Raw genomic sequence first — 23,922 nt, 5'->3', positions numbered from 1 at the left:
ACTCAATCGCTAGAGCGAGAACTGGAGATATGTACCAGTGCAACGAGTGCCGCAATGCTTGCCAGAACGGCCATGAACAACGGTGGTTGAGCAGCCTGCGGTCCTTCAACCAGGGCGTAGCCCAGAGCACCGATTACGAACAACAACGCGACGACGACTTTGCCCATGTTCAATTCCCGAGTGATGACGGCATTTCGAGGATCATGCTCCGCCGTGTGGCGCAGCGTAAACAGGTGTTATGACAGTTGTACGTTTCACGAGTTTCCGTCAACAAGGTGCTCGGAAACAGTGTGTTGATGGCTGCGGAAAACTGCCTTCCTCGTCACCTCTCGATGGATCTACACTCATTCTTCCGGTCGTGAATAATTGCTTTATCACCCTTCAAGGAGCGCATCATGGCTCGTACAACGCCCATCAGCCTTTATCGCAACCTCGGTATCGTCGCTCACGTCGATGCCGGCAAAACCACCACGACCGAGCGGATCCTGTTTTACACGGGCCTGAGCCACAAGATGGGCGAGGTGCACGACGGCGCCGCGACCACTGACTGGATGGTGCAGGAGCAGGAGAGGGGGATCACCATCACTTCTGCGGCCGTCACCACGTTCTGGAAGGGTTCCCGTGGCCAGTACGACAAACATCGCGTAAACGTTATCGATACCCCGGGCCATGTTGACTTCACCATTGAAGTAGAACGTTCCCTGCGCGTACTCGACGGCGCTGTCGTGGTGTTCTGCGGCACCGCCGGTGTCGAGCCACAATCCGAAACCGTATGGCGTCAAGCCAACAAGTACCACGTTCCCCGTGTGGTTTACGTGAACAAGATGGACCGTGCCGGCGCGAATTTCCTGCGTGTGGTCGCGCAGATCAAGAACCGTCTGGGCCACACTCCGGTTCCGATCCAGTTGGCCATCGGCGCAGAGGATGACTTCCAGGGTCAGGTCGACCTGATCAAGATGAAGGCCATCTACTGGAACGAAGACGACAAGGGTACGACCTATCGCGAGGAAGAGATTCCTGCAGATCTGGTGGACCTGGCCAACGAGTGGCGCAACAAGATGGTGGAAGCGGCAGCCGAAGCCACTGAAGAATTGATGAACAAGTACCTGGAGGAAGGTGAGCTTTCCGCCGAAGAGATCAAGGCGGGCCTGCGCGCCCGTACGCTGGCTGGCGAGATCGTTCCGGCGGTCTGCGGTTCGTCGTTCAAGAACAAAGGCGTTCCTCTGGTTCTCGACGCCGTGATCGACTACTTGCCTTCGCCGACCGAGATCCCGTCGATCAAGGGGATCCACCCCGATCTCATCGAGAAACCGAAAGACGAACTGGTAGAGGCTGACTACGACGAGCGTCACGCTGACGATGACGAGCCGTTCTCGGCGCTGGCGTTCAAGATTGCCACTGACCCGTTCGTGGGGACTCTGACCTTCGTTCGCGTTTATTCGGGCTTCCTGACCTCCGGTGACTCGGTCATCAACTCGGTCAAGGGCAAGAAAGAACGCGTGGGTCGTATGGTGCAAATGCACGCCAACCAGCGTGAAGAGATCAAGGAAGTACGGGCGGGCGACATCGCTGCGCTGATCGGCATGAAGGACGTCACCACGGGCGAAACCCTGTGCGACGCCGACAAACCGATCATCCTCGAGCGTATGGATTTCCCGGAACCTGTGATTTCGCTCTCCGTTGAGCCGAAAACCAAACAGGACCAGGAAAAGATGGGGATCGCGCTGGGCAAGCTGGCTCAGGAAGACCCGTCGTTCAGGGTCAAGACTGATGAAGAAACCGGTCAGACCATCATTTCGGGTATGGGTGAGCTGCACCTGGACATTATCGTTGACCGCATGCGGCGCGAGTTCAACGTCGAGGCCAACATCGGTAAACCACAGGTTTCATACCGCGAGAAGATCACCAAATCCAACGTCGAGATCGAAGGCAAGTTCGTTCGTCAGTCGGGCGGTCGTGGTCAGTTCGGGCACTGCTGGATCCGTTTCTCGGAGCCGGACATGGACGAAAAAGGCAACATCACCGAAGGCCTGGTCTTCACCAATGAAATTGTGGGGGGTGTGGTTCCGAAGGAATACATTCCGGCGATCCAGAAAGGGATCGAAGAGCAGATGAAAAACGGCGTCGTTGCCGGCTATCCGCTGATCGGCCTGAAGGCTGCCGTGTTTGACGGTTCCTACCATGACGTGGATTCCAACGAGATGGCGTTCAAAGTGGCGGCTTCCATGGCAACCAAGCAACTGGCCCAGAAAGGCGGCGGCGTTGTGCTTGAGCCGATCATGAAAGTCGAAGTGGTCACACCGGAGGAATATCTGGGTGACGTGATGGGCGACCTGAACCGTCGTCGCGGTCTGGTACAAGGTATGGATGAGTCTGTCTCTGGCCGCATCGTCCGCGCTGAAGTACCGCTTGGCGAGATGTTCGGTTATGCGACCGACGTACGTTCGATGTCTCAGGGACGTGCGAGCTATTCAATGGAGTTTTCCAAATATGCGGAAGCACCGCCGAACATCGTTGAAGCGCTGACGAAATATCAGAAGTGACGGGCTTGGGCCGGGACGCTGGTGGAGGCGTCCCGGTCGATGAAGCTGAAGAGGCGTTGGGGCCAGTTGGTGGCGTTTATCCTAGACACATTATTTAACATAATATACATTACACGTAACAATGTATTTCAAGATCGAACCGGTTGCACATACCATTTCAATCTCAAGCATCGTCCCAGGCGCCATGTCTTTGATGCCGATGATCTCCTGTTTCAAATGTGCCGTTCTCAATCCTCATCACGTGTCAGCATTTCAATCAACGCTCGATGCTGCGGATACTGCGCCACGAGTTTCTGTCGATTCCCCATTTCCATATCCGCAAAATCAAACCCTGGCGAAACCGCTTCGCTGATCAATCCGAACCCGTACTCGCCATTCAGCAGTCTGGAGGCTTTCCAGATTCCGCCTGGTACGTGCAGTTGCAGATGCTGTCCGGCCAGAACGTCGCGGCCCATTACCAATGTTTGCAATGAGCCGTCAGCATGAATCAGGCTGTACTCGACAGCGTCGCCCAGATGGAAAAAATGCAGGATGTCTGACTGGTTGAAGTGAAACTGGCCGATCGGCGAATCTTCGGTCAACAGGTAGTAAATGGACGTCATCAAATAACGTGGGCCAGCCCGGGTTTCGAGCATATCTCGATGATCGGCCTGATACGTCCTGCGGAAATAGCCACCTTCAACATGAGCTTCCAGCGCAAGAGCGGCAATCACGTCATTTGCGTTCGGCATGGCCTTCTCCGTTGATTTCTCATCTTTTTTTGCATAGCTCAACTAAAGGCTCATTTAGTGTAGTTAACCTGAAATGGCGTCACAATTGATGAAGTTAGCGTCATTTTTTAACCTTTTTTGAGCCATTAATGCTCTCCTCGATTAAAGCTCATTTTGCCCACCGCGCTCATATTGCTCTTGTGGATTACCGCTTTTATCCTGCCCTTCATCGATCCTGACGGTGTTTGTGAACGATGGCCAATCCAATGAATAAAGTGATGTCCCCCACGATAGAAAACGAACTGCCGAGGCCACAAACCGTCAGTGTTCGTGAGGCGTTCTGGTTTTGGCTGAAGCTCGGCTTCATCAGCTTCGGTGGACCAGCCGGGCAAATTTCGATCATGCACCAGGAGTTGGTAGAGCGACGGCGCTGGATCTCCGAACGCCGCTTCCTGCATGCGCTCAACTATTGCATGCTGCTGCCCGGGCCTGAAGCCCAGCAGTTGGCAACTTACATCGGCTGGCTGATGCATCGAACCTGGGGCGGAGTGATCGCGGGAGCTCTGTTCGTGCTGCCCTCCTTGTTCATTCTGATCGCCCTGTCCTGGATGTATATCGCGTTCGGCGAAGTGCCCGTGGTGGCCGGGCTCTTCTATGGGATCAAGCCTGCCGTGACGGCTATTGTGGTACAAGCGGCCCATCGAATCGGATCTCGGGCGCTGAAAAATAACTGGTTGTGGGCGATAGCGGCGGCGTCATTCACTGCAATCTTCGCGTTCAATGTTCCGTTCCCCTTGATTGTGCTGGGGGCGGCATTGATCGGTTATGCCGGCGGACGCCTGGCACCCGAGAAGTTCAGGGCCGGAGGCCACCGCGCCGACAAGAAATCCTTTGGCCCGGCTCTGATCGACGACGACACCCCTCCCCCGGAACACGCCCGCTTCAGCTGGCTGAAGCTGACAGTGCTGGCACTCATCGGCGCCGGGTTGTGGGCACTGCCGATGGGCGTGTTGACCGCCGTTTTCGGTTGGGAAGGCACCCTCACCCAAATGGGCTGGTTTTTTACCAAGGCGGCGTTGCTGACCTTTGGTGGGGCCTATGCGGTTCTCCCGTATGTGTATCAGGGCGCGGTCGGTCACTATGGCTGGCTGACACCCACGCAGATGATCGACGGCCTGGCACTGGGGGAAACCACGCCCGGACCGCTGATCATGGTGGTGGCCTTCGTGGGATTTATCGGGGCCTACGTTTCACAAGTGTTCGGGGCCGATCAGGTATTTTGGGCCGGGGCCTTGGCCGCCACCGTGGTGACATGGTTCACGTTCCTCCCCTCCTTCCTGTTCATCCTCGCAGGCGGCCCATTGGTGGAGTCCACCCACAATGAACTCAGGTTCACTGCACCGCTGACGGCCATTACCGCCGCCGTGGTTGGCGTGATCCTCAACCTGGCGTGTTTCTTTGGTTATCACGTCCTTTGGCCAAAAGGCTTCAGCGCCAGTCTCGACTGGCCTTCAGCGCTGATCGCGATATCCGCCGCCGTAGCCTTGTTTCACTTCAAGCGGGGGGTTATCCAAGTGTTGCTGGGCTGTGCGCTCGTGGGCCTGGCAGTGCATCTGCTGCGCTAGTGCTCTCCGCCGATCCGGAATGCGCAAAGCAGAGTGAACTCTGTCGCCGTTCGAGCCTTCGGAATTGGAAGAGGTATTTTCAGTTGAAAGGAGAGAATCATGAAAACACTTTGCGCCTGTCTGGGACTTTGTTCCGTGTTGATCTTGCAGGGCTGTTTCGAAGGTTCGAACGATGCCCCGAATAAAGATGGCGACAAAAGCAAGGCATCGTTGCAGATTCAGAAGGACAAGGCGGCGGAGCCAAGCCAGTAATTGTCGACCGACGCCGCCTTGGCCGCGAAGCCGCCACCGACGCAGATGCCCAAACCGTATTTGCTACGGCTAACCACAGCAAACGTATGACTTGCCGTTGAATCACCTGCACTCGAGCGGCAGCTATGGATTCTGAAGGCCCTTCTACAGGCAATATAAATGGACGAACCTTGCAGTGTGCTGCAACGACTCGCGTATGTCCGGCCTGGCAATGCCATGCCGGTTGGCAAATCGCTCGAGCGTTGAAGTATCAAAGCGCGTGGTCTGGATGAAGTCCAGCGCCTCGGGTTGTGTATTCAGAAAACGCGCGACGGGAGCAATCTTCAGAAGCCACTTCAGCCATTGCAACGAAATGAAATGCCTGGGCGATTTCACTCCGACCGTTACCGCAACCTGTACCAGGAGTTCGCGCAGGTCGGGCGTCTGGTCATCGAGCGCCAGCAGCTCCTGCCCGGCCATGGCAGGATCGAACGCACACGCGACCGTCAGATCAACCAGGTGATCCACCGTTACCAGCGGCAGCCAGTGCCTGGCGGTACCGGGCACCGCAGTCAGTTTGCCTTGCACAAGGTTGCGTATCAGCGCCACCAGTGGCTGGCTCTCCAGGATGTGCCCGGTGCGGCTGTGACCACACACCGTCGCCGGGTGCACCACGGTCATTTCGCCGCCCTTGGCAGCCATCAGCGCCAGGGTCGCAAAGTGCGCCTCCAGCTTGCTGCCCTCGTAACCCCCGACGCGCCGATAGACCGCTGGCCAATCAGTCGACTGCGGATGCAGAGGATCGATGCCGATGCGCCGCAGATGCTCATGATTTTTCAGCATGAAGCCGCCGATCATCACTAACCGGCTGTTTTGCTCGGCCGCCAGCAAGGCCACGCGTTTCGCGCCTTCGACATTGACTGCCCGAGCCTGCTCCATTGACAGCCCCCAGGCGAATTGGGCGCCGAGGTGGAACAGCACGCCGGCGTGTTTCAATACGGCCCGGTCTGCCGGGCTCAACCCCAGCCCGTCACTCTGCAGGTCTCCAGCCACGGCAAATACCCGGGTTGCGTTGCCTCCCAACGCATCCACTTGCTCGCGCAGCGTCGCGAGTCGCTCGGGGCGACGCATCAGCACTCGAACGGTGTGACCTTTTGCACTCAAAAGCGCCACCAAATGCTGGCCGATAAATCCGCTTCCCCCTGTGACAAAGCACTCCACGCTCATTCCTCTGCTCCTGTTTTCCGGTGAGGAATCAAGCGTAAACTATCGACCCAACTCTACAGTCAAGCGGTGTTTTTCATGAAAATCGGCGAACTCGAGACCCGCAGCGGTGCCAGCCGCCATACGCTGCGTTACTACGAGCAAATCGGCCTGATCACAGCGGAGCGTCGAGCGAACAACTATCGCGTCTACAACGCGCAAACCCTGCAGGATCTGGACTTTATCCAGCGGGCGCAAAGCATGGGCTTCTCCCTGGGGGAAATCGGCGAGATTCTCGATGCACAGCGCAACCAACGGATTGACTGCGCCGAGGGCGCCAAGCTGATTGAAAAGAAAATGGCCGAAATCCAACAGAAGATCGCCAGCCTCCAGAGCATCCATCGGTATCTGGATCAGGAGCGTGCCAATCTTGAAGCCAGTGCGGCACGGCAACTTGAGCTTCAGCGCCTGAATGAGCTGAAGGCCACTTCGTAGCAGAGGGTGGCGAAAATGAACCCATCAACACGCCCACTTGAAGTCGTGAAACGCCACAGCCCCCGGTGTTCCCGCCACCTCAGCTTCAGCCTCGCGCCTGACCGTCTGTAACGAGGCTGCATAGCTGATACCCGCCCCCAAGGCATCGACTATGGAAAAGACCTCTTCAAGGCCACAGTCGAGTATCAGGGTGAATCGGGCGTAATCGCTTGCCAGGTTCCGCATCAGCCGATTCAGTGGCAACCCCTCGCGAGGCAGATCGATCAGCAACCAGCTGCGAGATTTGAAGCGCACGCTCACTTCCTTGAGCACATCGTTCCATTCCATGACGCGCCCTCACCTGCTGGCAATCAAGACTGGAATGGCGTTGTTGAGAGAAAACGCCACCAGAAACACCGCCAGCCCTATATCGATCTGCCGGGTGTATTTGAGAAACAGCGCCTTGATCGGGCCTTGCCCGAAGAGCAACGACACTGTGGAATACCAGATGACTTCGAGGGTGGAACACAGCGCGACCACCAGAACCTTTTCGATGTCGGTGCGTGGCGAGGACAGAAAGCCGGCGTAGATGCTGATCATGAACGCGATAGTCTTCATGTTGCTGATATTGGTGATCACCCCTACCCGGTAAGCCTTGCCAAAGCTGGTGACGCCAACGGCAGTGCTTTCGGTGGTACCGGTATTTTTTGCCAGCACGCTTTTGACGATGCTGTAGGCGATGTAGAGCAGGTAGGTCGAACCACACAAGGTGGCGACCTTGGAAAAGGCCGGATACTCATGCAGCAAGGCCGCCAGCCCCAGCAGGGAAATGGTCGAGAAGAAGACGCCGACGGTGCAGATGCCCAGCGTCGCTCCAAGCCCGGTGGAAATCGAGTTCAGTGAGGAGAATCGACTGACAATGATGAAGTTCGGCCCCGGGCTTATGACCGCCAGGATGTAAATCAACGCAGCTGTGAACATAAAACCTCCTTGTTTGAAGCAGCAGCCCGGACGGGCTGCTGCCGGGTGGCATCAAGCCAATGCTTGCACCGGGGTTTCGACCTGCTCCAGGTATTTCTCCAGGGCCGAAAGAATGTGCTCCACCCGCAGGGAAATCAGGCTGAACGAGCCCGCATCCCCCAGCCCGTGGGAGCTTTCACACAACCCGTTGAGAAACACCGCCGGCAAGTCATCCAGAGCGGTCAGGCTGTAATCGCGATTGACCACCAGGGCACCTTGAGCATCCGTGCGGAACCGGCGGTGATGAGGCGCGAGCAACGGTGGGTACAACTCGCCGTTTTCCTTGTCTGCTATGTCCTTGAAGCCGGTGGCGAGGACCAGCGCATCCAGCGTCAGGCTCGAATGCGTCAGCTGATTGACCTCCTTGAGTGCCAGTTGCACCTGACCCGACGCATCAATGTGCGCCTGTTCGATGGCGATGTTATTGAGGATCCTGATGCGCTCTTTGCCCTGCAGTTTCTCCTCATGGATGCGCACGTACAGGGCGTTGATGACATCTTCGTCGGCGGAGCTGTAGTTGGTGCCGCGCAACTGCTTGTCCAGCCGCGATTTGGCTTCAGGCGGAAGGCCGAAGTAGTAGTCGATGAATTCCGGGAAATACACCTTGTCACTGAACGGGCTGGTGTCCTTGAGCCGAAAGCTGAAGCTGCGGTGCAGCGAATGGATTTCCTTGTCGGGGAATCGGGCCGTCAGGTCGAGAACGATCTCCACCGCACTCTGACTGGAGCCCACCACGCCGATACGTTGCACGCTCGCAGGCAGCTTGTTGATGTTCTCCAGGTAGTGATTGAGGTGGAACACGCGGGGGCCGGTCAGGCCTTCGAATACCGCCGGGATATTCGCAGTGCGCCCGGTGCCCAGCACCAGGCTGCGCCCGTAGATCACGCGTTGATCGTTATAGGTGACCTTCCACACCTGCTCGCCCTTGAACAACAGCGGTTCGACCTGCTGCACAAACGCCGACGACTCCACATCGCCGAGAAAATGTCCCGCAACCCATTTGATGTACTCGGCATATTCCCGCCGCAGCGGATACGTCAACGGCAGGTTGAGGTAGTCGAACAGGCGACCGGTTTCTTTCAGGTAGTTGACGAAACCGTAGCGGCTGCGTGGATTGCGCGGCGTCACCAGATCCCGCAACGGGTTGTTCTGGATGTCCGATCCACTGAGCAGCATCTCGTCCTGCCAGTCCGGCTTCTGCTTGGCATCGAGGAAACGATAGGTCAGCGCAGATGCCGACTCTTCGAGCGCAATGGCCAATGCCAGATTGGAAGGGCCAAAACCGATACCCACAATATCGAAAACAGTGTTTGACATGGTAAAGCTCCTATCCCTGGAATGGCTTTAACGGAAGATGGTAATAGTGATATGCCGTGTTCTCGATAAATCCAAATCGAGTGTAAAGATCTCGTGCGCGTGGATTGTCGTCTGCGCCTTCGATAAACAATTGTTTGGCGTTTGTTGACTGCGCAAATGTCTTTGCCGCATTCAATAACGCCAGCCCTGCCCCCTTCTTGCGTTTGGAGGCTTCGACATATAAGTCATTGAGTATCCAGAGACGCTCAAGTGTGACACTTGAGAAGCTGGGATATAACTGCGTGAATCCAATGATTTCATGATTGAACTCGGCAACCACAATGACGGACTCGCCCAAAAAGAATCGCTGTTTAATAAACTCCAGCGAGCGTGCCAGGTCGGAGCTCTCACCATAGAACTGGCGGTATTTGTCCAGCAATGGTGCGATGGCTTCGGCATCATCGAGTGACGCATAGCGGGTAATGACCTGATCACTCATGGCGCGGTCACCTCGGCAAAAGCCTGCTCGAGTATGTGCAAGCCTTGTGTGATCTGCGCGGGAGGTATGGTCAGTGCCGGCAGGAATTTCAGGACCTGGTTGTCGATGCCCGATGTTTCAATGATCAGCCCGCCCGCATAAGCCTGTGCCGCAACCTTTTGCGCCAGGTCCTTGTCCTGAAACTCAATGCCTCTGAAGAACCCGCGCCCTTTCAGGCGATTAGGCGCCTTTGCGGCAAAGCGTTCGGACAACGCCAGCAACCCTTGCTCCAGCAGATCGGCCTTGGTGCGAAGCACCCGGGTAAAACTCGCATCGCTCCAATAGTGGTCGATCACCGCTTTGCCCGTGACAAACGCCAGATTGTTGCCACGAAACGTGCCGTTGTGTTCCCCCGGTTCCCACACATCCAGATGGGGAGCCAGCAAAACAAGTGACAGTGGCAAGCCATAGCCGCTGATGGATTTTGACAAGGTCACGATATCCGGGGTGACACCCAGGGCCTCGAAGCTGAAGAAGTCCCCCGTGCGGCCGCAGCCGGCCTGGATATCGTCGATGATCAACAGAATGTCATGCTCACGGGCGATACGCTGCACCGCCTGCACCCACGCGGCCGAAGCACTGTTTACACCGCCCTCGCCCTGCACTGTCTCGAGGACAATGGCGGCGGGTTTATCGACACCGCTGCCACTGCGCAACATGTTGCCCAGGTACAACGAGGTGTCCAGGTCATCGCCGAAATACCGGTCATACGGCATGAACGTCACATTGTTCAAGTTAACCCCGGCCCCGGCCCGCTTGCGCGGGTTGCTGGTCAAGGCGAGGCTGCCCAGGGACATGCCGTGAAACGCATTGGTGAATGCCACGATGTTCTGGCGGCCGGTGTACTTGCGGGCCAGTTTGATCGCGGCTTCTACCGCATTGGTGCCGGTAGGACCCGGGAACTGGACTTTGTATTTAAGGTTGCGTGGCGCCAGGATCTGCTCTTCGAACGCCGTCAGAAAGCTTTTCTTGGCAGTGGTCTTGAAATCCAGGCCATGGGTGATGCCATTGCTGTCGATATAGTCGAGCAGCGCGGCTTTCAGAACGGGATTGTTATGCCCGTAATTCAGAGCCCCCGCCCCGCTGAAGAAATCAATGAACACCTGACCCTGTTCGCTGGTCAGGGTCGATCCTTCGGCAGTGTGAAAGGTGGCAGTGAAGTCCCGGCAATAAGAACGAACGTTGGATTCTTTAAGTTCGAATATATCCAGGGAATGTGGTGTGGCAGGTGCGAGTCGCAAAGTTGAGTCATTCAGCGTAGCCGTCATGTCAGGTACCGTTTATCAATCCAATTGAATGGACTTCAAACAGGCATAGCGATTTCCCAGTGGCCATGTAGCGAATGCTGAGAGGTCTATCGTCCTTGAAGTCCGCGTGCAACTTTCATCCGTTGAAACATGACCCGCTCTGTTGGCCAGCAGGAACAATGACGTCTTTCGCTGATTAAGCTATCAGTAATTCGTGAGCATGCGATGAATTATAAATTCATATGCTTATGACTGACTTCCAGCACCACCGCAGACGGCGGTAAAGCGAACGTTTATCGGACGGAGGCCGTGCGTGAAGTGCCCGCGCTTGCGAGCCGGGAGCGGTGGGAAGAAAGGAAATTGAAAGCCTGACCCGGCCCCGGGCTGCGCCGGGCACCGGTCCGGGTCGGGCCAATAAAGGCGTCGTTACATCTGATCCGTGTTGCGTGCAGCGACGGCAACGGTAGCCGGTGAATCGGAAAGCTTGACGAAGCGCCGGGTTGCGCCATCCAGCGCGTCGATGCAACCCGCCTCGATGTCATACACCCAGCCATGCAGATTCAGACGACCTTGTTCGAGCGCGAGGGCCACCGACGGGTGTGTCCGCAGGTTCGCCAGTTGTGCAATCACGTTTTCCCGCACGAGACCGTCGAGCTTGGCGCCAGGCGTTTCGAACTCATGGGCCGCGTTGATCGCTTTCGCGGCGTCTGCGTGACGCAGCCAGTTGGCGACCGCCGGAAGGTGATCCAGACAGGTGCAGCGTGAAATCGCGCCCATCGCTCCGCAATCCGAGTGACCGCAGATCACGATGTCCTTCACGCCAAGCACGGCGACTGCATATTCCACGGTGGCCGAGACGCCACCCGGTTCAGGTCCGTACGACGGCACGATGTTGCCGGCGTTGCGAATCACGAACAGCTCGCCCGGCTCGCGCTGTGTGAGAAGTTCAGGTACTACACGGCTGTCCGAGCAGGTGACGAACAATGCCTTGGGGTTTTGTTCTGTCGCGAGCTGCTTGAACAGCTCGACCCGCTGCGGATACACCTCGCGCTGAAAGCGCAGAAAGCCATCAATAATGTCACGCATGGAATCCTCCAATACCAGATGCCGGATACCGACACGAGCACTCGACATGCCTACGCGCCGCGATGGTCGCCATTATTACAGACCTCTCGCGTGTTGGCTGTATCCAATCAGCGGTGGTTCTGACTCTATACGGCAACAACGGCGGCTGGCCGGGGTGCCGAGGGAATTTCAACTGGTCTCGAACGGGGCTTTTCCTGCACAATCCCCCGCATTGAAATTCGCTTCGAGACCCACTGATGTCCCTGACACCCCAAGACGAACGATTCATCAAGGCGCTGGCACTGGCCATCGTTGATCGCCCGCGGGCCACGCTCAAGGAATTGGCGCAAGCCGCAGGTGTGAGCAAAGCGACGCTCCACCGCTTTTGCGGTACTCGTGACAATCTGGTGCAGATCATGGAAGGCCACGGTGAGACCGTGCTGAACCAGATCACCACGTCCACCGATCTGTCGCAGGGTGATCCAGTGCAGGCCTTGCGCAGTCTGGTCAACGAGCATTTGGCGCACCGTGAAATGCTGGTGTTCCTGCTCTTTCAGTACCGCCCGGACACGTTCACCGACACCGACGAAGGCAAACGCTGGCAGTTCTATCTGGATGCCCTCGATGCCTTCTTCCTGCGCGGCCAGCAACTGGGCGCGTTCCGTATCGATATCACCGCCGCGGTCTTTACCGAGCTGTTCCTGACCATGATCTTCGCCATGGTCGATGCCGAACGCCGTGGGCGTGCCGCCAGTGCCAACTCGGCCAACGTCGTGGAACAGATGTTTCTGCACGGCGCTGCCAATCCCGCCCGTCCTCAATAACGCTGCACTTGGCAAAAAAAGGCCCCGTGACCTCTCGGTACACGGGGCTCAATGGCTGGACGCGCCAACCCAAAGGAGCTGTTTCAGGACTTGTCGGAGGACCAGCCGCCACCCAGCGAGCGGAACAGATCGATCAGCGCAATCTGCCGCTGAGTGCTGACTTCGATAAACGCCGTCTCGTTGACGAAGCGGATGCGCTGGGCATCGAGGTAACGCAGGTGACTGTCGATGCCGCCTTCGTAACGCGCCTTGGCCAGTTTCAGGGTTTCGCTGCTGGTGTTGGCCAGGGCGCGCCGGGCTGCCTCTTCCCGACGCAAAGTGTCGGTGGCGGCCAGTGCATCGGCCACTTCGCGAAACGCCGTTTGAATCGTTCCTTCATAAGCCGCCACCGCCGAGTCCTTGCGGGCTTCGGCCAGACTCAAGCCGGCGCGGTTGCGCCCGGCATCGAACAACGGCAGCGACAGGTTCGGCACAAAACTCCAGGAACGCGAGCCGCCGTCGAACAGACCGGACATTTGCGCACTGGACGTACCGAAACTGCCAGTCAGGCTGATGCGCGGGAAGAACGCCGCTCGCGCCGCGCCGATGTCGGCATTGCGCGCCTGCAAGCGATGCTCGGCGGCGAGAATGTCGGGCCGGCGCTCAATCAGGGCGGACGGGGTGTCGGGGGCGATGTCCTGCACCAGCATTGGCTCACTCGACAATTTCTCGGGAATCGACTTCGCCGCATCCTTGGTGCCGAGCAACAGCACCAGCGCGTTGAAGGCCTGCTGTTTCTGTCGCAGATTACTCTCCTGCTCGGCCCGCGATTGCTCCACCAGCCCCAATGCTTCCTGATAGTCCAGCGCAGTGGCGGTACCGTTCGAACGGCGCTGGCTGATCAGGGCGAACGAATATTCGCGGCTGATCAGCGTTTGTTGGGTCAGTTCCAGACGACGCTGGGCGCCGTCGTGAACCAGATAAGCCTGACTGACTTCGGCGATCAGAGCGATCTGCGCCGCACGGGCGGCTTCTTCAGTGGCCAGGTATTCCTGCAACGCAGAATCAGTGAGGCTCTTCACCCGACCGAACAGATCCAGCTCATATTCCGGCAGCGCAACGCCCACCTGATAGTTGCTGGCAACCCCTGCCCGGCCATCGCTGGCCAGGTCCGCCGGCAAACGCTGACGATTGCCGGAGGCATTGGCATTCAAGCCCGGAACCCGGTCGGCCCGCTGAATGCGGTATTGCGCCCGGGCCTGTTCGATGTCCAGCAGCGTCTGGCGCAACGAGCGGTTGTTGTCCAGCGCGATGGTCACCAGTCGGCGCAGATCGGGATCGACAATAAACGTCTGCCACGCCAGTTGATTGATCGGGCTGCCTTGCTTCGTCGACTCTCCCGCCCAGTGATCCGCCACCGGTGCAACGGGACGCTCATAAGTCGGTGCCAGCGAGCAGCCGCCCAGCATCAGGGCGATCACCAGCGTAGAGAAAGCTGAAATACGCATGTGTCACTCCTGAGCCAAAGCGGGTTGTGCAATGGGGGCCGGTTTGCTGCGCAACCGCGACAGCACCCAGACAAAACAGATCGGTACGAACAGCACACCCAGCAGCGTCGCACTGAGCATGCCGCCAATCACGCCGGTACCGATGGCGCGCTGACTCGCCGCGCCGGCACCCGTGGCGATGGCCAGCGGCACGACACCGAGAATGAACGCCATGGAGGTCATCACGATGGGCCGGAAACGCAGGCGTGCGGCCTCGATGGCGGCATCACGCAGGCTGTAGCCCTTCTCCCACAGTTCCTTGGCGAACTCGACGATAAGGATCGCGTTCTTCGCCGCCAGGCCGATGATGGTGATCAGCCCCACCTTGAAGTACACGTCGTTGGGCATGCCGACGACCATCACCGCCAGCACCGCACCGATGGCGCCGATCGGCACGATCAGCATCACGGTCAGCGGAATGGCCCAGCTTTCGTACAACGCCACCAGCAACAGGAACACCACCAGGATCGCCAACGCGAACAGTTGCGTCGCCTGACCGCTGGAAACCTTTTCCTGATACGAAAGCCCCGTCCATTCGTAGCTGAAACCGGCCGGCAGTTGCGCGGCCAGACGCTCCATTTCCGCCATGGCTTCGCCGGTGCTGTAACCCGGCCCGGCGTCACCGACGATGCGAATCGACGGATAACCGTTGTAGCGCACCAGTTGCACCGGCCCTTCTTCCCAATGGGTGGTGACGAAGGCGCTCAACGGAACCAGATTGCCGGCGCTGTTGTGAACGTACAGTTTGAGTACGCTTTCCGGGGTCATCCGGTCGCCCTGCTCGGCCTGCACCACGACGCGCTGCTGGCGGCCGGCGTTGGTGAAGTCGTTGATCACCTCCGAGCCGAACGCGGCGGACAATGCCCCGCTGATCGACTCGAAACTCACGCCCAGGGTGCGGGCCTTGTCACGGTCGATCACCACCCGCAATTGCGGCGACTCGGCCAGTCCTTCCATCATCGCGTAAAGGATTTTCGGGTTGCCGTTGGCCTGTCCGAGCAACTGGTCACGGGCGGCGATCAAGGCTTCGCGGCCCAAGCCGGCACGATCCTGCAGACGCAGTGCAAAACCGCCGGAGTTGCCCAGGCCATCGATCGGAGGCGGCGGCACGGCCATAACGGCGCCGTCGTTGGTCACGGCAAACTGTTCGTTGAGTGCCATGACTTCCGCCATGGCCGACTGATCTTCACCCCGCAGCGACCAGTCCTTGAACACCGGGAAGGCCAGCGCCGCGTTGTCGCCCATGCCCGAGAAGCTGAAGCCCGAAACCAGGAAAGTCGATTGCACCGCGTCACGGGAAGCGAGAAAGCGCTCCAGTTGTTCGCCAGTGGCCTCGGTACGGGTGCGGGTCGCGCCCGGCGGCAACTGCACGTCGACAATCATGTAGCCCTGGTCTTCCACCGGCACGAAGGACTCCGGCAAGCGTAGGTAGAAGTAACCGAGCACCGCAATAATGCCCGCGTACACCAGCATCATCCGTCCGGCACGGGCGACCAGCCCGTTGTTCAGGATCGAATAACGCTCAGTGAGCCGGGCGAACCCACGGTTGAAGGCACCGAAGAAACCACGTTTTTCATGATGCCCCTGAGGGATCGGCTTGAGCAGCGTGGCGCACAGGGCCGGCGTGAAGGTCAGCGCGAGGAAGCCCGAGAACAGGATCGACACCGCCAGCGACACCGAGAACTGCTGGTAAATCACCCCCACCGAACCGGACATGAACGCCAGCGGCATGAACACTGCCGACAGCACCAGGGTGATGCCGATGATCGCGCCCGAGACCTGACTCATGGCCTTCACCGTGGCGTCGACCGGCGACAAGCCTTCTTCGGCCATGATCCGCTCGACGTTCTCCACCACCACGATGGCATCGTCCACCAGAATCCCGATCGCGAGCACCATGCCGAACATGGTCATCATGTTCACCGAGAAGCCCAGCAGGTACATCATCACCAGCGTGCCGAGCAGACACACCGGCACCACAATCGACGGAATCAGCGTGTAACGGATGTTCTGCAGGAACAGGAACATCACCAGGAACACCAGCACCATTGCCTCGATCAGGGTGTGAATCACCTTCTCGATGGCCACATCGACAAAACGCGACGTGTCGTAAGGCACGGAATATTCAACGTCCGACGGGAAGTACGCCGACAGTTCCGCCAGGCGCGCCTTGACCGCGCTGGCCGTCTGGATCGCGTTGGCACCCGGGGACAGCTGAATCGCTGCTGCCACCGCCGGTTTGCCATTCAGACGCGAGTTGAAGTTGTAGCTTTCCTGGCCAACTTCCACACGGGCGACGTCACCCAGTTTGACCGTCGAGCCATCCTCGTTGGCACGTAGGACGATGCGACCGAATTCTTGCGGATTATCCAGCGTGCCCTTCACCGCCAGCGTGGCGGTCAGTTCCTGCTGACTGCTGCTCGGCGTGCTGCCGAAACTGCCCGCCGGAACCTGCACGTTCTGCCCCCGGATAGCGTTGTTCACGTCCTCGATGGACAGGCCGTAGCCCACCAGTTTCTGCGGGTCGAGCCAGACCCGCATGGCGGCTTCGGACGAGAAGAACTGCAGTTTGCCGACACCCGGCACCCGGCGCAGTTCGTTGTTGATGTTGCGCGCGGCGTAGTCGCCCAATGCGGTCGTATCACTGTGCTGACTGCCTTCCTTGTAGCTGAGCGCATAGATCAGCAGGAAACCGGCGCTGGTCTGTTCCACCTCAAGGCCCTGAGTGAGCACCGCCTGCGGCATGCGCGCCTCGGCCTTTTTCAGGCGGTTTTGCACATCGACCTGGGCAAGTTGCGGATCGGTGCCGGGCTGGAACGTCACTACGATCTCGGCGATGCCGTTGGAGTTGTTGGTCGACTCGAAATACAACAGGTTCTTCGCGCCGTTGAGCGACTCTTCGATCACGCTGGTGACCGAATCCACCAGCACCTTGGCCGAGGCACCGGGATAGGTCGCCGTCACCTTGATCTGGGGCGGCGCAACGTCGGGATACTGCGCCACCGGCAGCATCGGAATGACCAGCAGACCGGCCAGAGAGATGAACAACGCCACCACCCAGGCAAAGTTCGGGCGTTTGATGAAAAACTTGGACATCGGAAAATCCTCGCGACAACGGCGCCCTTACTGTTTCGACTCAGGCGACTGAGCCAGGGCCGGGGATTGACCCGCAACGACCTTGGTCCCCGGTTGCAGGCCGGCCAGACCGCCGACGATCACCTGATCGCCGGCCTTCAGGCCCTCACTGATCTGCCAGCGCGAATCCTGCATGGCACCGGTCACGACAGTGCGTGCCTCGACCCGGTCATCGGCGCCGACCACCAGCACCTGGGCGCTGCCATCGCTGCCGCGCTGCACCGAGCGCTGCGGCACGAGAATCGCCTGAGTGTCGGTGCCCTGCGGCGTGCGCACACGCACAAACATGCCCGGCAACAACACGCCGTCGGTATTGGCGAATTTGCCGCGCAACGACACCTGCCCGGTGCCGCGATCCACCGCCACGTCGGTAAACATCAGCGCCCCCTGACGCTCGTACGCGGTGCCCTCGACCCGAACCGACAACGCCGTGTTGTCGTCGGCGGAGAGTTTTCCGTCCTTGAGCGATTCACGCAGACGCAGTGCTTCGGCAGCCGATTGCGTGAAGTCGACGTACACCGGATCCAGCTGCTGAATGCGCGCCATCAAGGTTGCATCCCCCTGCCCGACCAGCGCACCTTCGGTGACCAGTGCACGGCCGACACGACCGGAAATCGGCGCCGTCACCGAGGCATAACCGAGGTTCAACCGTGCTGTCTGCAGATCGGCCTGGGCCGAACGGGTGGCTGCCTGCGCGCTGCGCAGATCAGCCATGGCGCTGTCGAAATCCTGCTGGCTGACCGCCTCGATTTTCACCAGCGGCTCATAGCGCTTGACCCGGGCCTGCGCCTCAAGCGCAACGGACTGGGCGCGAGCCAGTTCACCCTCGGCCCGGGCCAACGCCGCCTTGAGCGGTGCCGGGTCGATCTGGAACAACAGATCCCCGGCCTTGACGTCAGCGCCCTCTTCAAAACGCTTTTGCATCACGATGCCCGGCACCCGGGCACGCACTTCCGCGACGCGCATCGGTTCCACCCGGCCCGGCAGCTCCGAAGAGAGCGCCAACGCTTCAGTCTTCACCGCCAGCACTTCTACCGGACGCGCCACTTCAGCGCCGCTCGCTGCCTGATCCTCAGTCGGCCCACACCCGGCCAACGCAATGGCGAGTGCCAACGAACTCGCCATCCCTACCGCACGCAAATTGCCCATAACTCACCCAAGGCTTGATCGAATTTGGCGCGAATGCTACGTTTCAAATCCTAATGAGTCAATATTGTCTCATGTGAGTATTTTGTGAATCTTGTATGACTGTCGCCAAGGCCCTGTGATGAACTCGATTTCCCATGATGAACAGCTGCTCAAATCGCTGACGCTGGCGGTGGTCAACCGACCGCGAGCGACGATGAAGGAGCTGGCGCAACTGGCAGGCGTGAGCAAGGCGACCCTGCACCGCCATTGCGGCACGCGGGAAAACCTGATCGTGCAACTGGAGGCGCATGCCGAGGGCACGCTCAGACTGATCATTGATAACGCCGCTTTAGAGGGGACAGAACCACTGGACGCGCTGCGCCGGTTGATTCGCGAACACCTGGCCCATCGCGAAATGCTTGCGTTTCTGATGGCGCAGTACCGCCCCGACTTCCTCGATCTGGAATGCGGCGGCACACGCTGGCTGTTTTATCTGGAGGCGCTGGACGGCTTCTTCCTGAAAGGCCAACAAAGCGGGTTGTTTCGCATCGACATCACCGCCGCAATCCTGACCGAACTGTTCATCGCTCTGGTTTATGGGCTGGTGGATGCCGAGCAGCGCGGGCGGGCTGCCAACGCCAACTCGGCCAGAATGATCGAGCACATGTTCCTGCAAGGAGCTTCATGGGCTGAGGGCCTTCGCTGACGTGCATCTGCGCGAAGCAAGCCTTCAGCAATTGCCTTTCTGTCAATGCCGACTCACGCGCCCGGTTTCAGGACGACCTTGGTCCAGCCGTTGTCACGCTCATCAAAATGTTTGTAGGCGTCCGGTCCTTCGTCGAGCTTCAGACGATGAGAGATGATTTGCGCGGGATTGGCGCGACCGTGGTGAATGAGCTCGGCCAATCGGCGATTGTAGGCTTTGACGTTGGCCTGACCGGTCTTGATCTGCTGGCCCTTGAACCAGAAAGCACCGAAATCGAAGGCCATTTTGCCTTGCCTGGCGAGTTCGTTTTCGGCCCCCGGGTCTTGCGGTACGAAAACCCCGACGACGCCGATTCCGCCGGTGGCCTTGGTGGAAGCGACCAGATTGTTCATGGTCAGGTGATTGGCTTCATGGCCGTGTCGATCACAACATTGGTAGCCCACGCATTCGCAACCACGATCCGTACCTTTGCCATGGGTCAGATTGAGAATCTGGTCCACGGCCTCCTTCTCGACCGAATTGATCGGCGTTGCACCGATGCTGGCGGCGAGCTTCAGCCGGTCAGGGTGATCGTCGACGACAAAGACTTGCGATGCCCCTTTGATCATGGCGGAGTGAGCAGCCATCAAGCCGACCGGGCCGGCGCCATAAATGGCGATGCTTTCGCCCGGCAGCAGGCCAGCCAGCTCGGTGGCGTGCCAGCCGGTGGGGAAAATGTCGGACAGCATCACGTAATCATCTTCCCGCTCCTGGGCGTCCTCGGGTAGAACCAGACAGTTGAAGTCCGCGTAAGGCACCCGCAGCAATTCTGCCTGGCCGCCTTGATACGGCCCCATGTCGGCAAACCCATAAGCGGCACCCGCCGTGCCCGGATTGGCCGTAAGGCAGAAACCGGTCAGGCCCCTCTCGCAGTTTTCACAGAAACCGCAGCCGATGTTGAAGGGAAGGCAAACTCGATCTCCCACCTTTACCCGCTCCACCGCTGCGCCCGCTTCGATGACTTCCCCCAGATTCTCGTGTCCGAAAACCCGGCCGGTTTCCATCGAAGTGCGCCCCTCGTACATGTGCAGATCGGAACCGCAGATGTTGGTCGTCGTGATTCTGACCAGGACATCGGTCGGCTTTTCAATTTTCGGATCGGCGACGTTTTGCACACTGACGTCACGCGGGCCGTTATAGACGATTGCTTTCATGGTCTTCTCCCGTTGGCAGACAAAGTGAAATTTCGCCTGCTCAGACTTATCTGTCAGAGACGACCAAAGGGATGTTCAAACAATTGCCAGACTGCTGCGACGAGTGGTGGCGTGCGACGTCTTTGGTCAGAACGATTGAACGACTCACGTCTCAAGCCAATCAGACAGCGTCAGCGCATCGACCAGAGCCGCGCCGCTGGCCGTGTTATCGAAGATGCACCAGACATGCTCGGCCTCGACCGTGCGCAGCTGCATGGCCAGGTTTTTCAGATAATCAGGGCCGTAAGGACTGTGGTAAATCCTCGGCGAGCCGTGCAAGCGCCAGTACTGTGTACCCGGCGCTCCGCGAGGTGCGCCATCGGTCTCTATTCGCGAGGGATCGACCGCCGCTTGGGCTATCTGCCAGGTTGTCAGACACGGCTGGGCATTCACCCAGCTGGAGTGACGTGGCTCCAGTACGACGGAGCCGGAAAACCGGTCCCGTAGCTGGTTGAAGAAAATCCGGGCGACGGCCTCGTCATAAGCGAGCGACGGTGGCAGTTGCACCAGCAGACAGCCCAGACGCTCGCCGAGCCCTGAACACTGTTCAAGGAACGCATCCAGCTCGGTCTCGCATCCGGCCAGTCGCCGTTCGTGAGTGATGACTTTCGGTACTTTCACGCTGAACCGGAAATCCGGAGGCACGGCTTGCGCCCACCGTTCGTAGGTCGTTCGGCGATGCGGCCGGTAAAACGAACTGTTGATCTCGACACCCGAGAGCCTGAGGGCGTAACGCTGCAGATGCGTTCCATCCCCGGGAAATTCGGCGGCGAGATCACGCCCGATGCCCCATCCCGCGCAACCGATATACAGATGCGGCGCGCCCATGAGTCACTTCTTGCGCGTCATGACCGAGCCCAGCACCTGCCTGGCGGTCTGCACCAGAACCCCCGCCTCGTCCGGGTCGCCCTTGAGCAAGGTCGTGGCGAACTTCTTCGCCTGTTCGAGCTTGATGTGCGGCGGCAGCGGCGGCACGTTGGGGTCGGTCTTGAACTCGATCAGCACGGGAACCTCCGAAGCCAGCGCCTGCTCCCACGCGGCGGCCACCTCCTCTTCGCGATCGACGAAGATACCTTTCAAGCCAATGGAAATGGCGAACAGGTGATAAGGAACATCGGGAATGCTCTGTGACGCTTCGAACTTCGGATCCCCCTCCATGACCCGTTGTTCCCAGGTCACCTGATTGAGGTCTTCATTGTTGAAGACCGCGCAGATCCACTTGGGGCTCGCCCATTGCCGCCAATATTTGGCCACGGTGATCAACTCTGCCAGATTGCTCATCTGCATCGCACCATCACCCACCAGCGCGATCACCGGACGCTCCGGGAACGCGAATTTGGCCGCAATCGCATAGGGCACGGCAGCGCCCATCGAGGCCAGGCCGCCGGACAAGGAACACTTCATGCCGCGCCGCACTTTCAGATCGCGGGCGTACCAGTTGGCGCAAGAGCCGGAATCGCTGGTGATGATCGAAAGCTCCGGCAGGCGTGGCGACAGTTCGAACACCACCCGCTGCGGATTGACGGGATCGGCCTTGACCATGGCGCGTTTTTCCAGGGTCTTCTCCCACGAAGCGCGCCAGCCTTCGACCTTTTTGCGCCATTTGCGTGAAGTTTTGTGCTCGAGTAACGGCAACAGTGCCGCGAGGGTTTCCCCGGCATCACCCACCAGATTGACCTCCATGGGATAGCGCAGGCTCAGCATGTCGGGTTGCAGATCGATCTGCACCCCGCGTGCCTGACCTTCCTTTGGCAGAAATTCAGAGTACGGAAACCCCGAGCCGATCATCAGCAAAGTGTCGCATTCGGTCATCAGCTTGTAGCTGGGTTCGGTGCCCAGCAAACCGATGCTGCCCGTGACCCAGGGCAGTTCGTCCGGCAGTACCGCTTTGCCGAGAAGCGCCTTGGCGACACCGGCGCCGAGTTTTTCCGCCACAGCGATGACCTGGTCGGTGGCCTGCAACGCACCGGCTCCCACCAGAATCGCCACTTTCTCGCCTGCGTTGAGAACCTCGGCGGCGCGTTGCAGATCCGCGTCATAAGGCACGACTTTCGGTTTGGTATAACCAACCCCGGAATGCACGGTGCCATGGGAGCGCCCCGGGGCTTCATATTCGATGTCCTGCAAGTCGTTGGGCAGGATGATCGCCGTCACGCGCCGCTCACCGACAGCCGTGCGTACTGCCCTGTCGATCAAGTGGCGAACCTGTGCCGGGGCTGACGCCTGTTGCACGAAGGCACCGGCCACATCCTTGAACATCGACAGCAGGTCGAGCTCCTGTTGATAGTGTCCGCCGAGTGCCGCGCGGGCCTGTTGACCCACGATGGCCAGTACGGGTACGTGATCCATGCGCGCGTCGTAGAGCCCCGTGATCAGGTGCGAGGCACCGGGGCCCGAGGTGGCGATGCACACCCCCAGCTCACCGGTGAACTTGGCATGCGCCGAGGCCATGAACGCGGCCATCTCTTCGTGCCGCGCCTGAATGAATTCGATCTTGCCTTGTGCCCGGCTCAATGCACCGAAAACGCCGTTGATGCCGTCGCCCGGATAACCAAAAATCCGCGTCACGCCCCACTCGCTCAGTCGCTCGACCAGAAAATCTCCTACGGTCATCGTCATGTCGTTTCCGCCTTCATCCAGTGCATGTAAAGGACTGGACAGTCCGGCGGACGGCGAAGTTCGTGTGGATGTCGAGCCCATGTGACGCATGGGCTGATTGCAAGGCTGGCGAAGGGTGAATCTTGCAGAGTGCAATCCGGCTTACAGGCAGGTCGAGCTTCATGTCCTTGATTTGAAAGACATTTTTATTCGCGACGGAAATGGCATGCGAAATGCGAGTACGTCTGAGCACATAACAATGATTCAGCCGCAATCCTTTAATCGGAGACAGCCAAAATGAACGCCATCGATCTTCTGAAAGCTGACCATGAAAAAGTGAAAAGCATTCTGGGCCAATTGAGCGATTCCACCGAACGGGCCACCAAAAAACGGGCAGAGCTTCTGGACAAGCTGGAGATGGAAATCACCATCCATACCCGCCTTGAAGAGGAAATCCTCTACCCGGCCTTCAAGGCCGCGGGCAGCAAGGAACAGGACGTGATGTATTACGAGGCCAAGGAAGAACATCGCACCGTGGATTCACTCGTATTGCCCGACCTCAAGGAAACCGATCCCGGCACCCCGGAATTCGCAGGCAGAGTGAAAGTCGTCAAGGAACTGCTGGAACATCACATCGAGGAAGAGGAAAAAGAGATGTTTCCTCAAGCCAGGAAGTTGCTCGGCAAAGCCCGGCTCGATGAACTTGGCGAGCAGATGGAAGCCATGAAAAGCGCCTGCAAAAAGGAATGGGCCGCCAGCCGTATGGCGGCATGACCAGCCACTGGGCCTGATTGACGATCAGGCCCTTTTTCGGGAGAACA

22 protein-coding genes are annotated in these 23,922 nt (G+C 58.9%); 7 read left to right on the top strand and 15 right to left on the bottom strand.

What is annotated here, in order from left to right; genetic code table 11:
• Window positions 1-2: 2 nt before the first annotated feature.
• A complete protein-coding gene (locus NWV16_RS14170; RefSeq protein WP_260519542.1) occupies window positions 3-167 on the bottom strand; it encodes a hypothetical protein in 165 nt (54 codons plus the stop codon).
• 228 nt (window positions 168-395) lie between these two features.
• On the opposite strand from NWV16_RS14170, the gene fusA reads away from it, so the two are divergent.
• A complete protein-coding gene (gene fusA, locus NWV16_RS14165; RefSeq protein WP_260519541.1) occupies window positions 396-2,543 on the top strand; it encodes an elongation factor G in 2,148 nt (715 codons plus the stop codon).
• Between the two features lie 227 nt (window positions 2,544-2,770).
• Here fusA and NWV16_RS14160 read toward each other — a convergent pair whose 3' ends face one another.
• Window positions 2,771-3,274, bottom strand: coding sequence for a cupin domain-containing protein (locus tag NWV16_RS14160; protein ID WP_260523527.1), 504 nt, complete (start codon window positions 3,272-3,274; stop codon window positions 2,771-2,773).
• A 245-nt stretch (window positions 3,275-3,519) separates the two neighbouring features.
• Here NWV16_RS14160 and chrA point away from each other — a divergent pair, with 245 nt between their 5' ends.
• Entirely contained in the window at window positions 3,520-4,878 is a 1,359-nt protein-coding gene (gene chrA, locus NWV16_RS14155; RefSeq protein ID WP_260523526.1) for a chromate efflux transporter, read from the top strand.
• A 99-nt stretch (window positions 4,879-4,977) separates the two neighbouring features.
• Window positions 4,978-5,130: a hypothetical protein gene (locus tag NWV16_RS14150; protein ID WP_260519540.1), complete on the top strand. Its 153-nt coding sequence runs from the start codon at window positions 4,978-4,980 to the stop codon at window positions 5,128-5,130.
• A gap of 144 nt (window positions 5,131-5,274) precedes the next feature.
• Here NWV16_RS14150 and NWV16_RS14145 read toward each other — a convergent pair whose 3' ends face one another.
• Window positions 5,275-6,336, bottom strand: a complete 1,062-nt coding sequence (locus NWV16_RS14145; protein ID WP_260519539.1) for an SDR family oxidoreductase — start codon at window positions 6,334-6,336, stop codon at window positions 5,275-5,277.
• Window positions 6,337-6,411: 75 nt separating this feature from the next.
• Between NWV16_RS14145 and NWV16_RS14140 the strand changes: the two genes are divergently transcribed.
• Window positions 6,412-6,807, top strand: coding sequence for a MerR family transcriptional regulator (locus NWV16_RS14140; protein ID WP_065257333.1), 396 nt, complete (start codon window positions 6,412-6,414; stop codon window positions 6,805-6,807).
• A gap of 24 nt (window positions 6,808-6,831) precedes the next feature.
• Here NWV16_RS14140 and NWV16_RS14135 read toward each other — a convergent pair whose 3' ends face one another.
• The 6 genes from NWV16_RS14135 to NWV16_RS14110 all read right to left on the bottom strand — a co-directional run bounded on the left by NWV16_RS14135 (window position 6,832) and on the right by NWV16_RS14110 (window position 11,973).
• Window positions 6,832-7,134: a hypothetical protein gene (locus tag NWV16_RS14135; RefSeq protein WP_260519538.1), complete on the bottom strand. Its 303-nt coding sequence runs from the start codon at window positions 7,132-7,134 to the stop codon at window positions 6,832-6,834.
• 9 nt (window positions 7,135-7,143) lie between these two features.
• Entirely contained in the window at window positions 7,144-7,767 is a 624-nt protein-coding gene (locus NWV16_RS14130) for a LysE family translocator (protein ID WP_260519537.1), read from the bottom strand.
• Between the two features lie 51 nt (window positions 7,768-7,818).
• On the bottom strand, window positions 7,819-9,123 hold the full coding sequence (locus NWV16_RS14125; protein ID WP_260519536.1) for a SidA/IucD/PvdA family monooxygenase: 1,305 nt from the start codon (window positions 9,121-9,123) through the stop codon (window positions 7,819-7,821).
• 10 nt (window positions 9,124-9,133) lie between these two features.
• On the bottom strand, window positions 9,134-9,601 hold the full coding sequence (locus tag NWV16_RS14120) for a GNAT family N-acetyltransferase (protein WP_260519535.1): 468 nt from the start codon (window positions 9,599-9,601) through the stop codon (window positions 9,134-9,136).
• Window positions 9,598-10,851, bottom strand: coding sequence for a diaminobutyrate--2-oxoglutarate transaminase (ectB, locus tag NWV16_RS14115; RefSeq protein ID WP_260523525.1), 1,254 nt, complete (start codon window positions 10,849-10,851; stop codon window positions 9,598-9,600). Before ectB ends, NWV16_RS14120 begins: the two co-directional genes overlap by 4 nt.
• 462 nt (window positions 10,852-11,313) lie before the next feature.
• Window positions 11,314-11,973, bottom strand: coding sequence for a carbonic anhydrase (locus NWV16_RS14110; RefSeq protein ID WP_065257353.1), 660 nt, complete (start codon window positions 11,971-11,973; stop codon window positions 11,314-11,316).
• Between the two features lie 236 nt (window positions 11,974-12,209).
• Between NWV16_RS14110 and NWV16_RS14105 the strand changes: the two genes are divergently transcribed.
• Window positions 12,210-12,776 (top strand): TetR/AcrR family transcriptional regulator, encoded by a 567-nt coding sequence (locus NWV16_RS14105; protein ID WP_260519534.1) that lies wholly within the window; start codon window positions 12,210-12,212, stop codon window positions 12,774-12,776.
• Window positions 12,777-12,859: 83 nt separating this feature from the next.
• Here the strand turns inward: NWV16_RS14105 and NWV16_RS14100 are convergent, their stop codons facing one another.
• From NWV16_RS14100 to NWV16_RS14090, 3 genes are read right to left on the bottom strand one after another with little or no spacing between them, the layout of a single operon-like run.
• Window positions 12,860-14,263: an efflux transporter outer membrane subunit gene (locus NWV16_RS14100; protein WP_260519533.1), complete on the bottom strand. Its 1,404-nt coding sequence runs from the start codon at window positions 14,261-14,263 to the stop codon at window positions 12,860-12,862.
• Between the two features lie 3 nt (window positions 14,264-14,266).
• Entirely contained in the window at window positions 14,267-17,398 is a 3,132-nt protein-coding gene (locus NWV16_RS14095; protein WP_260519532.1) for an efflux RND transporter permease subunit, read from the bottom strand.
• Between the two features lie 27 nt (window positions 17,399-17,425).
• Window positions 17,426-18,586 (bottom strand): MexC family multidrug efflux RND transporter periplasmic adaptor subunit, encoded by a 1,161-nt coding sequence (locus tag NWV16_RS14090; protein ID WP_260519531.1) that lies wholly within the window; start codon window positions 18,584-18,586, stop codon window positions 17,426-17,428.
• A gap of 118 nt (window positions 18,587-18,704) precedes the next feature.
• Between NWV16_RS14090 and NWV16_RS14085 the strand changes: the two genes are divergently transcribed.
• Window positions 18,705-19,271 (top strand): TetR/AcrR family transcriptional regulator, encoded by a 567-nt coding sequence (locus NWV16_RS14085; RefSeq protein WP_260519530.1) that lies wholly within the window; start codon window positions 18,705-18,707, stop codon window positions 19,269-19,271.
• Window positions 19,272-19,324: 53 nt separating this feature from the next.
• Here NWV16_RS14085 and NWV16_RS14080 read toward each other — a convergent pair whose 3' ends face one another.
• From NWV16_RS14080 to NWV16_RS14070, 3 genes are all read right to left on the bottom strand, one after another.
• Window positions 19,325-20,464, bottom strand: coding sequence for a glutathione-independent formaldehyde dehydrogenase (locus NWV16_RS14080; RefSeq protein WP_260519529.1), 1,140 nt, complete (start codon window positions 20,462-20,464; stop codon window positions 19,325-19,327).
• A 144-nt stretch (window positions 20,465-20,608) separates the two neighbouring features.
• The gene (locus tag NWV16_RS14075; RefSeq protein WP_260519528.1) at window positions 20,609-21,331 is read right to left on the bottom strand and encodes a DUF72 domain-containing protein; all 723 of its coding nucleotides are present in this window, start codon (window positions 21,329-21,331) and stop codon (window positions 20,609-20,611) included.
• Between the two features lie 3 nt (window positions 21,332-21,334).
• Window positions 21,335-23,122, bottom strand: coding sequence for a thiamine pyrophosphate-requiring protein (locus NWV16_RS14070; RefSeq protein ID WP_260519527.1), 1,788 nt, complete (start codon window positions 23,120-23,122; stop codon window positions 21,335-21,337).
• 276 nt (window positions 23,123-23,398) lie between these two features.
• Here NWV16_RS14070 and NWV16_RS14065 point away from each other — a divergent pair, with 276 nt between their 5' ends.
• The gene (locus tag NWV16_RS14065) at window positions 23,399-23,875 is read left to right on the top strand and encodes a hemerythrin domain-containing protein (RefSeq protein ID WP_260519526.1); all 477 of its coding nucleotides are present in this window, start codon (window positions 23,399-23,401) and stop codon (window positions 23,873-23,875) included.
• Window positions 23,876-23,922 lie beyond the last annotated feature (47 nt).

The organism is Pseudomonas sp. BW7P1, from assembly GCF_024981055.1.
Taxonomy (GTDB): domain Bacteria; phylum Pseudomonadota; class Gammaproteobacteria; order Pseudomonadales; family Pseudomonadaceae; genus Aquipseudomonas; species Aquipseudomonas bananamidigenes.
Note: the sequence above shows the minus strand (reverse complement) of the source record. Positions and strands in the feature narration are given on the sequence as shown.

Excerpts from the sequence above, each read along its gene's own strand:
- NWV16_RS14170 (WP_260519542.1), bottom strand. The coding sequence starts at position 167 with ATGGGCAAAGTCGTCGTCGCGTTGTTGTTCGTAATCGGTGCTCTGGGC.
- fusA (WP_260519541.1), top strand. The coding sequence starts at position 396 with ATGGCTCGTACAACGCCCATCAGCCTTTATCGCAACCTCGGTATCGTC.
- NWV16_RS14160 (WP_260523527.1), bottom strand. The coding sequence starts at position 3,274 with ATGCCGAACGCAAATGACGTGATTGCCGCTCTTGCGCTGGAAGCTCAT.
- chrA (WP_260523526.1), top strand. The coding sequence starts at position 3,520 with ATGAATAAAGTGATGTCCCCCACGATAGAAAACGAACTGCCGAGGCCA.
- NWV16_RS14150 (WP_260519540.1), top strand. The coding sequence starts at position 4,978 with ATGAAAACACTTTGCGCCTGTCTGGGACTTTGTTCCGTGTTGATCTTG.
- NWV16_RS14145 (WP_260519539.1), bottom strand. The coding sequence starts at position 6,336 with ATGAGCGTGGAGTGCTTTGTCACAGGGGGAAGCGGATTTATCGGCCAG.
- NWV16_RS14140 (WP_065257333.1), top strand. The coding sequence starts at position 6,412 with ATGAAAATCGGCGAACTCGAGACCCGCAGCGGTGCCAGCCGCCATACG.
- NWV16_RS14135 (WP_260519538.1), bottom strand. The coding sequence starts at position 7,134 with ATGGAATGGAACGATGTGCTCAAGGAAGTGAGCGTGCGCTTCAAATCT.
- NWV16_RS14130 (WP_260519537.1), bottom strand. The coding sequence starts at position 7,767 with ATGTTCACAGCTGCGTTGATTTACATCCTGGCGGTCATAAGCCCGGGG.
- NWV16_RS14125 (WP_260519536.1), bottom strand. The coding sequence starts at position 9,123 with ATGTCAAACACTGTTTTCGATATTGTGGGTATCGGTTTTGGCCCTTCC.
- NWV16_RS14120 (WP_260519535.1), bottom strand. The coding sequence starts at position 9,601 with ATGAGTGATCAGGTCATTACCCGCTATGCGTCACTCGATGATGCCGAA.
- NWV16_RS14110 (WP_065257353.1), bottom strand. The coding sequence starts at position 11,973 with ATGCGTGACATTATTGATGGCTTTCTGCGCTTTCAGCGCGAGGTGTAT.
- NWV16_RS14105 (WP_260519534.1), top strand. The coding sequence starts at position 12,210 with ATGTCCCTGACACCCCAAGACGAACGATTCATCAAGGCGCTGGCACTG.
- NWV16_RS14100 (WP_260519533.1), bottom strand. The coding sequence starts at position 14,263 with ATGCGTATTTCAGCTTTCTCTACGCTGGTGATCGCCCTGATGCTGGGC.
- NWV16_RS14095 (WP_260519532.1), bottom strand. The coding sequence starts at position 17,398 with ATGTCCAAGTTTTTCATCAAACGCCCGAACTTTGCCTGGGTGGTGGCG.
- NWV16_RS14090 (WP_260519531.1), bottom strand. The coding sequence starts at position 18,586 with ATGGGCAATTTGCGTGCGGTAGGGATGGCGAGTTCGTTGGCACTCGCC.
- NWV16_RS14085 (WP_260519530.1), top strand. The coding sequence starts at position 18,705 with ATGAACTCGATTTCCCATGATGAACAGCTGCTCAAATCGCTGACGCTG.
- NWV16_RS14080 (WP_260519529.1), bottom strand. The coding sequence starts at position 20,464 with ATGAAAGCAATCGTCTATAACGGCCCGCGTGACGTCAGTGTGCAAAAC.
- NWV16_RS14075 (WP_260519528.1), bottom strand. The coding sequence starts at position 21,331 with ATGGGCGCGCCGCATCTGTATATCGGTTGCGCGGGATGGGGCATCGGG.
- NWV16_RS14070 (WP_260519527.1), bottom strand. The coding sequence starts at position 23,122 with ATGACGATGACCGTAGGAGATTTTCTGGTCGAGCGACTGAGCGAGTGG.
- NWV16_RS14065 (WP_260519526.1), top strand. The coding sequence starts at position 23,399 with ATGAACGCCATCGATCTTCTGAAAGCTGACCATGAAAAAGTGAAAAGC.